Source organism: Falsiroseomonas stagni DSM 19981, from assembly GCF_900114315.1.
Lineage (GTDB): Bacteria > Pseudomonadota > Alphaproteobacteria > Acetobacterales > Acetobacteraceae > Falsiroseomonas > Falsiroseomonas stagni.
Genome location: NZ_FOSQ01000001.1, coordinates 251,328 through 265,760, shown reverse-complemented (window position 1 = coordinate 265,760; position 14,433 = coordinate 251,328). Strand labels below are relative to the sequence as shown.

The following is a 14,433-nucleotide window of genomic DNA, read 5'->3' as shown; positions in this document are numbered from 1 at the left end:
GGAACGACGCCCACAGCGCCGGCGCACCAGGCGCCAATAACCTGCCTGCCGCGCCGCGCCCCCGCTCCGAACGGCGCTCCCTCCGCGCTGACACTCGCCTGACCGCCCCCCGATATTTCAGGACTTGCTGATGCTCACCGGTGAACTTCGCAGCCAGATCGACCGCATCTGGGACAGCTTCTGGACCGGCGGGATCTCCAACCCGCTGGAGGTCATGGAGCAGATCACCTACCTGCTCTTCATCCGCCGCCTCGATGAGCTTCACACGCTGGAGGAACGCAAGGCCGCGCGCCTGCGCCGCCCGATGGACCGCCGCATCTTCCCGGAAGGCCTGAGCGGCGAGGGCCGCAAGGCCCGCCCCTTCGACGACCTCCGCTGGTCCCGCTTCCGCAATCTGGCGCCGGCGGAGATGTTCGCCGTGGTCGGGGAGCATGTCTTCCCCTTCCTCCGCACCCTCGGCGGGGATGGGTCGACCTATTCCCACCACATGCGCGACGCCCGCTTCACCATCCCCACCCCTGCCCTGCTCTCCCGCGTCGTGGACATGCTGGAAGCGGTGCCGATGGAGGATGCGGACACCAAGGGCGACATCTACGAATACATGCTCGGCAAGATCGCGACCGCCGGGCAGAACGGCCAGTTCCGCACGCCGCGCCACCTCATCCAGCTGATGGTGGAGATGGCGGCGCCGACGCCGCGGGACATCATCGTGGACCCCGCCAGCGGCACCTGCGGCTTCCTGGTCGCCGCGGCCGAATACCTGCGCCAGCACCACCCGGCGGTGCTGCATGACGATGCCGCGCGCGCCCACTTCCACGGCCAGGGCAGGCTCGGCGGCGCGTTCCATGCCTTCGACTTCGACAGCACCATGCTGCGCATCGGCAGCATGAACATGCTGCTGCACGGGGTGGAGAACCCCGATGTCCGCTACCGCGACAGCCTGGCGCAGGACCATGCGGAGGACGCCGACCGCTACACCCTGGTGCTCGCCAACCCGCCCTTCGCGGGGTCGCTGGACACGGAGACGGTGGCGAAGGACCTGACCGCCATCGTCAAGACCCGCAAGACGGAGCTGCTGTTCCTGGCGCTGTTCCTGCGCCTGCTGAAGCCCGGCGGTCGTGCGGCGGTGGTGGTGCCGGATGGCGTGCTGTTCGGATCCTCCAAGGCGCACAAGGAACTCCGCCGCATGCTGGTGGAGGACCACAAGCTGGACGGCATCGTCAGCCTGCCCAGCGGCGTTTTTCGTCCCTATGCTGGCGTGTCCTGCGCCATCCTGTTCTTCACCCGCACGGATAGCGGCGGGACGGATGGCGTGTGGTTCTACGATATGCTGGCCGATGGCTTCTCGCTGGACGACAAGCGCACGCCCCTGCTGCCGGAGGGCAGGCTCGGCCCCGTGCCGAGGGAGGCGCTGGCGGAAGCCGAACTCGCCACCCGCAACAACCTGCCCGACGTGCTGGCCCGCTGGCGCCGGCGCGACGGCGAGGAACGGGACCGCCCCCGCACGGCGCGCAGCTTCGTGGTGCCGAAGGCGGAGATCGTGGCGGCGGGCTGGGACCTCTCCATCAACCGCTACAAGGAAGTGGTGCGGGAGGAGACGTCACACCGGTCGCCTCGGGAGATTCTGGCAGAGCTTCGGAAGCTGGAGGCGGAGATCAGCGAGGGGATGACGCGGCTGGAGGGGATGTTGTCGTGAAGATTGTTCCTCTCGCGAGCATAGTCGCCGACGCGCGGCCCGGTTTCGCAAGCGGGAAATCGGACGACAACGGCGTTATCCAGGTCCGAATGAATAACGTCAGCACCGATGGGCGCCTTGCATTTAGCACCATCAGGCGCGTTCCGCGCGCCGACGCCGATCTCCTTCGGTTCGCGGTTCAGCCTGGCGATATCTTATTTAATGCCACCAACAGCCCAGAGTTGGTTGGCAAGTCAGCGTTATTCAGTGGCTATTCCGAGGCTGTGGTCTACAGCAATCACTTTCTGCGCTTGCGTCTCGATCCGCAGCAAGCCGTGCCTGGCTACCTCAGCCGTTGGCTACATGCCGAGCGCGCGAAGGGCACATTTACGGCAATGTGCAAACAGTGGGTGAATCAAGCCGCGGTGCCGACAGAACGGCTCATGCAAATGTTGGTGCCACTCCCGCCGCTTGAGCAACAGCGCCGCATCGCCGCCATCCTCGATGAGGCCGACGGGCTACGGACGATGCGGCGGGCGGCGCTGGCGCAACTCGACGAGATGGCGCAGGCGATCTTTGTGGAGATGTTTGGTGACCCGGAGTCCAACCCGAAATGCTGGCCCATCAGTCAGCTTCACGAAATCGTTAGGCTGGGTGACAACATCAACTACGGTGTCGTGCAACCTGGCGACCAGGTGGATGGAGGCGTGCCACTCGTGCGCGTGGGCGACCTCTCTGAAGGTCGTGTTGACCGGACGAATATAAAGACAATTGCACCTGAAATCGAGGCTGACTACCGGCGGTCGCGGCTACGGGGCGATGAGGTCTTGGTTAGCTGCGTCGGCTCGATTGGCGTCGTCGCGCTCGCATGCGCCGACGACAAAGGCTCCAACATCGCCCGCGCTGTTGCGCGCATTCCGGTCGGCAATCTCGCAAACCGTGTGTTTCTAGCGAATTATCTGCGCTCTAACTTCGTTCAAAATTACTTCACGCGCGAGCTGAGGACGGTTAGCCAGCCCACGCTGAACATCAAGCAGATTGCAGAAACGCCAGTGCTGCTTCCGCCCCTGCCGCTCCAATCGGAATTTGCAGAACGGTGGGCGACGCTGCAACACCTAGTAGCCGATTGGTCCACGCGCGGAGCGATGCTCGACTCCCTCTTCGCCTCCCTTCAACACCGGGCCTTCCGAGGGGAACTCTGACCCCATGACCCAATTCGGCTTCCTCCAACCCGAGTGGCCGAACCTGCATGGCGCCATCACGCGCGCCGAATCCCTTGCGCGCGGCGATCCCCGCGCCTGCGCCTTCTACGCCCGCCGCTTCCTCGAACTCGCCATGGCCTGGCTCTACCGGGCGGACCGGCGCCTCGCCGCGCCCTATACGGACAAGCTGGCGGCGCTGATCGATGAACCCGGCTTCCGCGCCATCGCCGGGGACGCCATCTACAACAAGGCGCGATGGCTGAAGGTTGCCGGCAACAGCGCCGTGCACAGCGCCAAGCCCTTCACCGAAGCCGATGCCCGCGCCGTCATGCGCGAAGCCTTTCACCTGTCCTTCTGGCTGGCCCGCACCTATGCCCGCGGCGCCCGCCCGGCCGATAGCCTCGCCTTCGATCCCGCCCTGCTGCCGCCCCCCACGGCCGATATCGTCCGCCGCAGCCTCGCCCAGATCCGCCAGATGGCGACGGAGATGGAAGCGAAGGACCAGGCGCTGAAGGAAGCCCTCGCCGCCAAGGCCTCGCTGGATGAGGAAGTGCGGGCGCTGCGCGCGGAAATCGCTGAAGCCCTCGCCGCCAACAGCAGGAAGCCCGATACGCATGATTACGGGGAGGCCGCGACCCGCGACCTCTTCATCGACAAGCTGCTGGCGGAAGCCGGGTGGGACGCGCAGGCCCCGGGCGTGGCGGAAGTGCCCCTGCGCGGCATGCCCACGCCATCCGGCACCGGCTATGCCGACTACGTGCTGTGGGGCGCGGATGGGAAGCCGCTGGCCGTGGTGGAAGCCAAGGCCACCCGCCACGACCCTGGCCGCGGCCAGCACCAGGCGAAGCTCTACGCCGATGCGCTGGAAGCCATGCACGGCCAGCGCCCCGTCATCTTCCTGACCAATGGCTATGAGCATTGGATCTGGGACGACACCCAGCACCCCCCGCGCGAAGTCGAGGGCTTCTACCGCCGCGATGAGTTGGAGCTGCTAGTCCAGCGTCGCACCACCCGCCGCCGCCTGGCGGATGCCACGGTGAACGAGGCCATCGTCGGCCGCCCCTACCAGACCCGCGCCATCCGCCGCATCGCCCAGGCGTTCGAGGATGAGCACCGCCGCAAGACCCTGGTGGTGATGGCGACGGGGTCGGGAAAGACCCGCACCGTGATCGCGCTGTGCGACCTGCTGATGCGCTGCAACTGGGCCAAGCGCATCCTGTTCCTGGCGGACCGTGTGGCGCTGGTGAACCAGGCCGTCAGCGCCTTCAAGACCCACCTGCCGGATGCCGCGCCGGTCAACCTCATCACCGACCGCGCCAGCCAGGGCCGCGTCTACGTCTCCACCTACCCCACCATGATGTCGCTTATCGAGGAGATGGGCGAAGGCGGCCGCCGCTTCGGCCCCGGCCATTTCGACCTGATCGTGGTGGATGAGGCGCACCGTTCGATCTACCGCCGCTACCGCGCCATCTTCCGCTGGTTCGACAGCCTGTTGGTGGGCCTGACGGCGACGCCGAAGGACGAGATCGACCACAACACCTACAGCATGTTCGACCTCGACACCCATGTCCCGACGGATGCCTACCCGCTGCAGGACGCCGTGGCCGATGGCTACCTGGTGCCGATGCGCGCCATCTCCGTCCCCCTGAAGTTCCAGCGCCAGGGCATCCGCTACGACGATCTGACGGAGGAGGAGAAGGAACGCTGGGACGAGGCGGAGTGGGAGGAAGACCCGCCCGAGGGCGTGGAGGCGGAGGCCATCAACACCTGGCTGTTCAACCAGGACACGGTGGACAAGGTGCTGCAGCACCTGATGACCCACGGCCTGACGGTCGAAGGCGGGGATCGCCTGGGCAAGACCATCATCTTCGCCCGCAACCACAACCACGCCGTCTTCATCCAGAAGCGCTTCGACGCGAACTACCCGCACCTCAAGGGCCATTTCGCCCAGGTCATCGACAACCAGGTGTCGCACGCCCAGTCACTCATCGATGACTTCTCCGCCCCCGCGAAGTCACCCCACATCGCCATCAGCGTGGACATGCTGGACACCGGCATCGATGTGCCGGAGGTCGTGAACCTGGTGTTCTTCAAGCTCGTGCGGTCCCGCACGAAATTCTGGCAGATGGTCGGCCGCGGCACCCGCCTGCGGCCGGACCTGTTCAGGCCTGGGCAGGACAAGAAGTTCTTCCAGGTCTTCGACTTCTGCCAGAACCTGGAGTTCTTCTCGAAGGACGCGAAGACGGTGGAGGCGAGCGCGGCGGAAAGCATCTCCGCCCGCCTGTTCCGTGCCCGGCTGGACGTGATCGCGGGCGTGGATGCGCGGGTGAAAGCCGGCACGGCGGCGGAGGCCGAGGGCGCGCTGCGCGTCGATGTGGCGACGCTGCTGCACGCCGAGGTCGCGGCGATGAACACCGACAACTTCGTCATCCGCCCCCACCGCAAGCTGGTCGAGGCCTATGCGAAGCCCGAGGCGTGGGAGGTGCTGGATGTCGCGGCGCGCGACGCCCTCGCGACCACCATCGCCGGCCTGCCGACACAGCAGGATGCCGAGAAGCTGGAGGCCAAGCAGTTCGACCTGCTGATGCTGAACCTCCAGCTCTGCATCCTGGCCGCCCGCCCCGGCTTCGCGGCCTGGAAGGACCGCGTGGTGGCGGTGGGGGAGGCGTTGGCCGAGAACAAGGCGATCCCGGCCATCGCCGCCGAGATGGAGCTGATCCTGGCCGTCCAGACCGAGGCCTGGTGGCAGGACATCACGGTCGCGGAGCTCGAACAGGCCCGCCGCCGCCTGCGGGGCCTCGTGCACCTGATCGAGAAGCGCCGCCGCGCCATCCTCTACACCAACTTCCAGGACGAGATCGGCGACGGGCAGGAGGTGGTGTTCGAGACCATGGCCACCGCCGATGGCTTCGCGAAGTTCAAGGAGAAGGTGCGCCACTTCCTGAAGGCGCATGAGGGCCACGTCGCCATCCACAAGCTCCGCACCAACCGCCAGCTGACACCGACTGATTTGGCGGAGCTGGAGCGGATGCTGGGCGAAAGCGGCGCCGGCGGGGCGGCGGAGATGGAGCAGGCGAAGGCGCAGAGCCAGGGTCTCGGCCTTTTCGTCCGCTCCCTCATCGGCCTGGATCGCGCGGCGGCGATGGAGGCGTTCGGCGAATTCCAGCAGGGCCGCGTGCTGCGTGCTAACCAGCACGCTTTCATGGACATGCTGATCGATCACCTGACGTCGCAGGGCGTCGTCGATATCGGCCGCCTCTACGAACCGCCCTTCACCGGTTGGCAGGGCGGAATCGATGGGGTGTTTCCGGAAAAAGACGTGGACCGTATCCAATCGATTCTGGAAGATATCAAAATTCGTGCCGTTGCCTGAACTTCATGATGGAGAAAACGGGGCAATGCGTGGGCTGATTATCCGTGAGCCGTGGATCGACTATATTCTGACGGGCGCGAAGACGTGGGAAATGCGGACCCGGCCAACCAATGTCCGCGGTCGCATCGCCCTGATCCGCAAGGGGGCAGGCGTGATCGTCGGCTATGCCGACCTCGTCGGCACGGAGCCACCGGTCGACGCCAGCCGATTGGCAGAAACCCGCGACCGGCACAGAATCCCAGCGAGCGAGGACTCAGCGGTCCTAGCGCAAGGGTGGGTGTATCCCTGGGTGCTCGCCAACGTGAAGCCTCTGCCGAACCCGTTGCCCTATGCGCATCCCAGCGGAGCAGTCGTTTGGGTGGAACTTGATCGTGCGCTGGAAGCGAAACTGGCATCGGCACCCGCTGGAGTGCCTGAACGAACCCCACCGCGTGCCGCCATTGCGGTGCTCCCGGCTATCGAGTCAGCAGGCGCATCGATCTCCATCGCGATCACGGCGGGCAACCTGAACCACGGTCATATATACCTGCACAGTGCCCGGCACCTCCTGCCCGAAGACGTGATCGGCGGCTCCAATAGCGCCAGCGCGGCACCATCGCTCCTAACCGTCGAGTTCGTGCCCGGTGACGTCATCGAAACGGATGTTCCCCGCGACAAGATGATTCTGCGCAAGCGCGGGCCGGTGCGGAAATTCTTTGAGGATGCTGATGCGCGGGCTGGCGAGAGCGTGCTCGTGCAAAAGATGGGAACCCATCGTCTTCGAATCACGATGGACCGTGGACGCCGCAGCGCGCCATGAATGACCAGCCTTCCAAACGGGGACTTTGATTGCGATGGTGACGACGCTGTCCTGGGCGCTGGCGAATCAGGTCTTCACGTCCTGGCCTTTTGTCGTGCTCATTGTTGTTGTCATTGGCGGCGCTTCCTGGTGGATCGTCGGGCCGCTGTTGAGGGCTGGCCGGCAGATCCGCGCGACGATGCGCCGGATGAGCGAGACGATCGGGGGTGCGCCGTCACCGGCAGAGTTGCCTCTGCGCTATGAAGCCATCGACGAGACACTGCGCGCGGAACCCATCGCGGGCGAGGCATGGGCCGCCTTCGACGCGACCCTGGCCAAGCCCATCATCCCCGGCCGACCGTTCAGGCAGACCGTGCCCGCGAGCGAGTTTTTCAATCTGGAATTACTGAAGACCGCTGGCGCGGATATGCGTTCGGCCCTTGCCTACGCCAACACGCTCGTCGGCATCGGCCTCTTCCTCACCTTCATCGGTCTCGTGCTTGCCCTCTGGGCCGCAGGTGAAAGCTTGGGCGCCACAGACCCCAACGAAGTTCGGAGCGGGCTGCAGCAACTACTTGGCGCCTCGGCAACAAAATTTCTCTTCTCCATTATCGGCCTTGGCTCCTCGCTGCTTTTCTCATCCTTTCTTCGGCGCGTGCTGCGCGCGACGGAACGAGAGATACAGGCGTTCGTCAGACTGATCGATCTGAAGATGCCGCCCATCTCGGCGCAGGAACTGGCGCTCGAAAGCAATGACTTGCTGAACAGCATTCTGCGTGAGCAACAGCAGTATTCTGCCGACCTCGCAGCAAGCCTCGGGACGAAGATCGATGACAGCCTGAACAGCCGCCTCGCCGAACACATGCTCCCGCTGCGGGAGGCGGTGGAACGGATGGCTGCATCGATGGCGGACATGAACCGCGGTGCGCTGGACGAGATGATCCAGCGCTTTATCGGCCAACTCGAAGGGGCGGCGGGATCGCAGATCAGGGAGGTTACGTCCAATCTCGAGAAGGTCGGCGCCCAGATCGGCAGCGTAGCTTCGGGCCTTGCGGAGGTTCAACTGGGTCTGGCCGCCGCAGGCAGGACAGCGGCAGAAGGCATTGGTAGTGCCATGGCCGACGCCTCCGGTCGCATGGCCAGTTCTGCTGACCTTGCCCGCCAGTCGATTGAGGCGGCGGGCAAGGACATCCGCGAGGCCTCCACCGATGCCGCGGCAGCACTGCGCGGGGGCATCCAGGACAGCATGCAGGACGTCCGGCGCGCCATGGACGAAAGCGCCACCGGCTTCGCGGACAAACTTTCAGCTTCGGCTGGCGAGATGCGGACATCCCTGGAGCAGGCCACGGATAGCTTCGCCACCCGCCTTTCGAGCGCCGCCGATAACCTGGTAACAAGCGTAAGGCAGGCGGTCATCGACCTCTCCGGTGCCGCATCCAGCGCAGCGCACGACATCGCCAAGGTCTCCGTCAGCACGTCCACGGACTTTCGCGTCGCCGTTGATGCTGCGCGTCAAGCCATCGGCACAGCCGCTACCGCCTTTGCCGATGAGACGACCCGCGCGGGCCGAGAGATCGGCTCGGTGCTTGGATCTTTCCAGACCGGCATGTCAGCGCTGGACGGGAGGCTGAGGGAGGCCGAGGGCGCCTTTGCCGCTGCGAACAGCGCCATGGCCAATACTGCCGAGGCAGTCGGCGGCGCTTTGCGGGGCTTGGACCAGGCAGCCGGCCGCCTCTCCGAAGCCTCTGGCCACATCCCTCGGGCAGTGGTGGAACTGCAGCGAATGGCGGAAACGATGGCTGCCTCCATGACAGCGCAGCGCGGTCTTCACCAGGACGCATCAGCCCTCGCGGACCGCATGGTGCAGGCGCTCGGGCGGTTCGAGGCACTCGATGGCAGCCTCGCGAATGTTTTCGAGGAACTCTCCCGTGGCATCAACGCCTTCCGCGACCAAGTCCGTGACTTCGTGCGCGACACGGACGAGGGAATGGCGAAGGCAGCCGAGCAGCTGCGCGGCGCGATCGACAGTCTGACAGAGGCGCTTGAAGATGTGCGCCCTGCCCTGGCGCGAGAGGCGATCTAGCCTATGCGCCGCAGCAGAACCGCCGACGAGGAAGTCGGTGAGGGCTACTTGGTGTCTGTCTCGGACCTCATGGTCGGCCTGCTCTTCGTGTTCATCCTCATCCTCCTCGCCTTCGCGATGCAGCTGCGCGCGGCAGAGACAGCGGTAGAAACTGAGCGATCCCTGCTCGTCGAGCAGGACCAGATCCGGCGAGGCCTTGCCGGTCAAATCGCTGAGATCGATGCGCAACGGATACAGCTCCAAGCTGAGCGCGAACGAAGTGATGCCGCCATGCAGGCGCTGGAGCAGCGATACCGGGATCTTGAGCAGACGCAGCTGCTTCGCATGCAGGAACTCGCTTTGGCGCGGCAACAACTTGAACGCCAGCTCGCTGTTGTTCGCGCTGATGTCAGAACGGAACTGAGTGCCGAGATTTTCCGCTTGGAGCAGGATTTGACGCGGGCCCAATCGAAGCGAGAAGAACTGCTGCGCCAGCTAGAGCGGACGCTGCGAGAACGCGGCATCACCGTCTCGGTCGACGTCACCTCCGGAGTGCTACGCTTGGCCGATGGCGTCTTGTTCGCAACCGGTCAGTCAGACCTGCCTGCTACTGGCGCCGCGCGCGAAAGACTGCGCGCCATCGCCGATGTCTTCGCCGCCGCCATCCCCTGCTACACCGCCAGCGGCGTCACCCAACCGAATTGCCAGCCCGGCGGCGCTCCGATCATCGACTCGGTGTTCATTGAAGGACACACGGATCGCCGCCGCTTCGGCGCAGGGGAGCGCGATGGCAATTATGGCCTGTCCGCGGCGCGGGCGCTGAACACTTATGGCGCCATTCAGTCGGCGCGGCCTGAACTATGGGCGCTTCGGAATGGGGACGGCATGCCGATCTTTGGCGTATCCGGCTATGGGCCTGACCGCCCGGTGCCCGGCCGTGAAGCGGATCGTGAGGAGGATTACGCGGCCAACCGCCGGATCGAGATCCGCTTCCTGCTCGCTGCGCCCACACCGCCCGAATTCGGCGCGCTACGCGTCCGATTGGAGCGCCTATTGCGTGGATCGAGTCAGTGACCGCCTTAACTGCATTGGGGTCTCTCGCCGACCGGATTGCAGTCAACCTCACAAGAGCACGCGGCCGCCCTCTGCCGGATAGCCGTAGCCAAAAATTGGCGGTGCGATGGGCGCAACAGGGCACTGCACTCGCGACGAAGCCGCCAACCGATCTACTGGCGCGCACTTATCAGCGCCTTCAGGCCGCCGTGCTGGACGATGACTGGCAGGCGATCACGCGCGGCGACTGGTCGCGGGCGCCGTGGACCTTCTGGCTCCGGACACCACCTCTCTTGCTTCTGCATCCACCGCTCTTGCATAAATTCCAGATTCACTTGGATACAACGGGCCGCGCACGCCCCCTGCTTGCTCTGGTTGAAGTCTGGCTCACGAACTTCGACCCTATGCGCCCAGGCATCCGTGATGCAGGGTTAGTGATTGCGACGCAATTGTCCCAGCACCAGGCAGACAAGCGCCTCGCGACCTGGGTCGCAGCACAGGCGGATTTCGGGCTATTTGATCCGGCTCGCGGCCCGGCCGAGGTCGCCGCTGCCTTGCTTGCGGACCCCGCTGGACCCGAGGCTGTTTTGCGCCGCACGGGTCTCGCTGATCGGACACAGACAGGATTTTTCGCGGCCGTCCTGCATGCGGCACTTGCTGGCCTTCGACATCGCCTTGCGTCCTTTTCAGCTGGGCGTGTGCAGCGGCTCCTCCAGTTCTTTCAGGCCGATGCCTTTCTGGCCATGCCCGTGCGGCGCGCTGGCCTGGCGGACGCGCTGCTGCTGCCTTGGGCGACCGGCAACAGCCCACAGCCCGAGGTGCGGACCGTCATTCACGACTTTCTCCAACAGCACTATGGCGACCCTCGTGTTGGCGACGGGCGGCGTTGGCAGGGCGTAGCGCCGGAAGCGATCGACGTGTTTCGTCGTTGGCTCGCTCGCGCGACGCTGCGAGAGTTCTTCGACGTCATCGCTGACCGAGCGGACACGGAAATTTGGCGATACCGGCAAGCTTTCTGGACGGCCGTGCTCGATGCTGGATTGATCGAGGACGCTTGGGTGCTTCTAAGTCGCAGCGCGCAGCGGGAAACGCACTCTCGCTTCGGCTCCGAATTAGCCTGCGGCATGGCACGCGGCTTTACTGCTGACCAATCGGTCATTCTCATGCGTGTTGGCCCACTCGTCATGGCTGAGATCAGCCATAACGGGTCTCTACGGGCCTGGCATCATCATGACTCGGCCGCCCCCCGGTTGGGCAGGGCTGAGGTGCATCGGTCAGAAATTGTCATCCCGTCGCTGGGCTTCCATCCGTGGAGCCGACCCGGCGGGGGAGGACTCAGCTATTCGGATCAAACTGTAGCATCAGGGCTCAGGCACGCTGGATCTGCCCGAGGGAACTGGCAGACCATCGCAGCCAATTTGATTCGCTACCACACGGGCGTCACGCTGAACTCCTCTGATTACATGCGCTGATTCATGCTCACCTACGATCAGCACACGATCCGCCTGGCGCCCGACCGACAGCCGAACTTGGATGCCTGCATGCAGGCAGCGGCACCCAATTTGCGCGGCGCCCTAGCGCGGCTGCGGGCGCTATCGGAGGAGGGTCTCGCGGATATGGAGACATGGCCGCTAACCCTTTCACATACCGGCGCTGCGAGGCTCACGCCAGCAGAGGCGGCGGCGCTCGGCCTCCCGCCGGCATCGCCCCTCGTCCTGCGGCTGGATCAGCGTGGCATCTTCCCCGACATCAGCGTTAGCATGCGTTGGCAGCGACCGACTGGGGCGCCAGCGCATGGCGTTGAGCGAGTCGGCTCAATCCTGCGTATCGCTGGCCGTGAAGCTTGGCTCCCTGACCCGCTGCACGAGATAGCGGAGGCAGTGACGGCTCTCTCAGAAGCTGATGATGACGATGCGCGCATGCGGGCCGTCCTCCGGCTGAAGGACGTGCTGCCCGAGCAGACCACAGCCAGCGTCCAGAGTCCGGGTGCCCTGCTCTCGCTGCGCCTCGTCTATGCGGATGCCTTCACCCTGGATCTAGCCGATGGCGATGAACCAGAACTGATCCCCTTCCTCAGACGGAATCCCGCTGACCTCGATGATCCCGGCGACAACGCCGCTCTGCCCGACGCCCAGCAGGACCAGTTCCGCGGGCGGTTCAATCAGTTCACTGCGGCACGCGGCCGATATGCCCTGGGTGGCGGGACCTACGTGGTGCTCTCGAAGCCATTGCAGGAAGCGCTGCAGGTCGTGAGGGAGGTGCAGAGCCATTCCGCGACTGGGAAGCGCGAATTTTTCCGCAACCCCAGGCCACTCATCGCTGCGCGACTCGGCGAAGCCTACAACTCTACGGTCATTGAGAACCTATTCCGTGAGACCAAGGGATACTCTGATCGGGTGTTGGGCCTCGGCCTTTGGCAACCCAAGGTGCTCCCCTGGGTGCAGCGCCCGGGCGGCAACTGGTTTGGACCCGAGGATGGGGCGCCCAGCGCTCTGGGATTGCGGGTCGGCGATCGCTCCCTCCGCATTGCAACGGAGCAAGTCGCCCCGGCAGTGAGCGCAGTCGAGTCCGCAGTCGCGGCCCAACGTCCGCGCGCGACCATCGCCACTCTTGACGGGCAGGTCGAACTTCCCGCGACTGAGAGCACGCTCTCGGCTGTCCGGGCGCTCCGGGACGCGATCACGCCTACCGCAAGTCGAGATGCCGCTCGGGAGAAGGAGCCGATCGAGGCCCTCTTGATTCTCGATGGCGTCGATGACGACTCGCTGTTCACACCAGCGGCGCGCCACCGCCCGACGCAGCTGAGCGCATCGCCCCCGATGCTTCTGGCGACGTCGCTAAAGCTGCATCAAGAGCAGGGCTTGACTTGGCTGTGCACGGCCTGGAACAGCGGCGCACCCGGGGTCCTGCTCGCCGACGACATGGGCCTCGGAAAGACTCTGCAAGTCCTGGCGTTCATGGCCACGCTCAGGGATGAGATGAGAGCGGGGACGATCCCTGCCAAGCCGATGCTCATCGTCGCCCCGACGGGCCTGCTCGCGAATTGGGAGGCCGAACATGACCGGCATCTGCACGCCCCCGGCCTGGGCAGGCTTGCTCGGGCCTTTGGCACCGGGCTGAAGCAGTTCGCAGGCCCTGGCAAGCGCATGGAACCGGCCCTGCTTCAAGGCCTGGACTGGGTCCTGACGACTTATGAGACGCTGCGAGACAACCAGGCCGCCTTCGCCGATGTGCCCTTCGCACTCATCGCCTTCGATGAGGCGCAGAAGATCAAGAACCCGGGCGTGCAGATGACCCATGCCGCCAAGGGCATGAACGCCGACTTCGCCATCGCCATGACGGGCACGCCCGTCGAGAACCGGCTTGCCGATCTCTGGTGCATTCTCGACACCGTGCACCCGGGGCTTCTGGGCCCCCTGAAGGCATTCAGCCAAGCCTACGAGGCTTCGACCGAGCCGGAGAAACTCGCCGAGTTGCGTCGCCTACTGGAGCAGGGCCGTGACCGCCTGACAGCGCCGATGTTGCGGCGGCTGAAGATCGATCACCTGAAGGGCCTTCCGGAGAAGCGCGAGCGACGTGCCCAGCGCAGGATGCCGGAAGCGCAGGCCGATGCATATCGCCTCGCGATCGCCGGCGCCCGGACCATATCAGCACCTTCGGCGAAGCTGATTGCATTACAATCTATCCGCCGCATATCTCTGCATCCGGACCCAGACGCTCCGCTCCCAGACGCTGACTACATCGGCAGGTCAGCGCGCTTGTCCGCCTGCTTCGATGTTCTGGATGAGGTCGCTCATCATCGCGAAAAGGCGCTGATCTTTCTCGATGATCTCTCGATGCAGGCCAATCTGGCAGCACTGATCCAGCGCCGCTACCGCCTGCCGTCCGCCCCCCTCCTAATCAACGGGGGCGTTGCGGGCCTCGACCGCCAGCGTCGCGTCGACAGATTTCAGAACGGTGGCTCCGAGTTCGACGTGATGATCCTGTCCCCACGTGCGGGCGGGGTGGGCCTCACGCTTACGGCTGCGACTCACGTCATCCATCTATCGCGCTGGTGGAACCCGGCGGTGGAGGACCAGTGCACCGATCGCGCCTACCGCATTGGACAGAACCGACCTGTGACCGTCCACACCCTGCTGGCACTTCTGCCGGGTGCGGAGGACGACAGCTTTGACGTCAGGTTGGACGATCTGCTGAGCCGGAAGCGGCGACTCTCGCGAGAACTTCTACAGCCACCCGCCGGGGGAGACCAAGACAGGGACGAATTGTTTCAGCGGGTGGTGGGATGAG

Annotated in this window: 8 protein-coding genes; all 8 read left to right on the top strand. The window is 65.1% G+C overall.

Annotated features, from left to right (window positions below):
- Positions 1-130: 130 nt before the first annotated feature.
- The 8 genes from BM041_RS01250 to BM041_RS01215 all read left to right on the top strand — a co-directional run bounded on the left by BM041_RS01250 (position 131) and on the right by BM041_RS01215 (position 14,432).
- Positions 131-1,696 carry a type I restriction-modification system subunit M gene (locus tag BM041_RS01250; RefSeq protein WP_092957307.1) on the top strand — a complete coding sequence of 522 codons (1,566 nt, stop codon included), beginning with the start codon at positions 131-133 and terminating at the stop codon, positions 1,694-1,696.
- The gene (locus BM041_RS01245) at positions 1,693-2,877 is read left to right on the top strand and encodes a restriction endonuclease subunit S (protein ID WP_092954287.1); all 1,185 of its coding nucleotides are present in this window, start codon (positions 1,693-1,695) and stop codon (positions 2,875-2,877) included. The genes BM041_RS01250 and BM041_RS01245 overlap by 4 nt, the downstream gene beginning before the upstream one ends.
- A gap of 4 nt (positions 2,878-2,881) precedes the next feature.
- The gene (locus BM041_RS01240) at positions 2,882-6,250 is read left to right on the top strand and encodes a DEAD/DEAH box helicase family protein (RefSeq protein WP_092954284.1); all 3,369 of its coding nucleotides are present in this window, start codon (positions 2,882-2,884) and stop codon (positions 6,248-6,250) included.
- 25 nt (positions 6,251-6,275) lie between these two features.
- The gene (locus BM041_RS01235; protein WP_175533654.1) at positions 6,276-7,049 is read left to right on the top strand and encodes an ASCH domain-containing protein; all 774 of its coding nucleotides are present in this window, start codon (positions 6,276-6,278) and stop codon (positions 7,047-7,049) included.
- Between the two features lie 34 nt (positions 7,050-7,083).
- Positions 7,084-9,111 carry an anti-phage ZorAB system protein ZorA gene (gene zorA / locus BM041_RS01230; protein ID WP_092954278.1) on the top strand — a complete coding sequence of 676 codons (2,028 nt, stop codon included), beginning with the start codon at positions 7,084-7,086 and terminating at the stop codon, positions 9,109-9,111.
- Positions 9,112-9,180: 69 nt separating this feature from the next.
- On the top strand, positions 9,181-10,164 hold the full coding sequence (locus BM041_RS01225) for an OmpA/MotB family protein (protein WP_217648576.1): 984 nt from the start codon (positions 9,181-9,183) through the stop codon (positions 10,162-10,164).
- Between the two features lie 188 nt (positions 10,165-10,352).
- Positions 10,353-11,615, top strand: a complete 1,263-nt coding sequence (locus BM041_RS01220) for an EH signature domain-containing protein (protein ID WP_175533653.1) — start codon at positions 10,353-10,355, stop codon at positions 11,613-11,615.
- 3 nt (positions 11,616-11,618) lie between these two features.
- Positions 11,619-14,432, top strand: coding sequence for a DEAD/DEAH box helicase (locus BM041_RS01215; protein ID WP_092954269.1), 2,814 nt, complete (start codon positions 11,619-11,621; stop codon positions 14,430-14,432).
- Position 14,433: the final 1 nt, after the last annotated feature.

Excerpts from the sequence above, each read along its gene's own strand:
- BM041_RS01215 (WP_092954269.1), top strand. The coding sequence starts at position 11,619 with ATGCTCACCTACGATCAGCACACGATCCGCCTGGCGCCCGACCGACAG.
- BM041_RS01250 (WP_092957307.1), top strand. The coding sequence starts at position 131 with ATGCTCACCGGTGAACTTCGCAGCCAGATCGACCGCATCTGGGACAGC.
- BM041_RS01235 (WP_175533654.1), top strand. The coding sequence starts at position 6,276 with ATGCGTGGGCTGATTATCCGTGAGCCGTGGATCGACTATATTCTGACG.
- BM041_RS01225 (WP_217648576.1), top strand. The coding sequence starts at position 9,181 with ATGGTCGGCCTGCTCTTCGTGTTCATCCTCATCCTCCTCGCCTTCGCG.
- BM041_RS01240 (WP_092954284.1), top strand. The coding sequence starts at position 2,882 with ATGACCCAATTCGGCTTCCTCCAACCCGAGTGGCCGAACCTGCATGGC.
- zorA (WP_092954278.1), top strand. The coding sequence starts at position 7,084 with ATGGTGACGACGCTGTCCTGGGCGCTGGCGAATCAGGTCTTCACGTCC.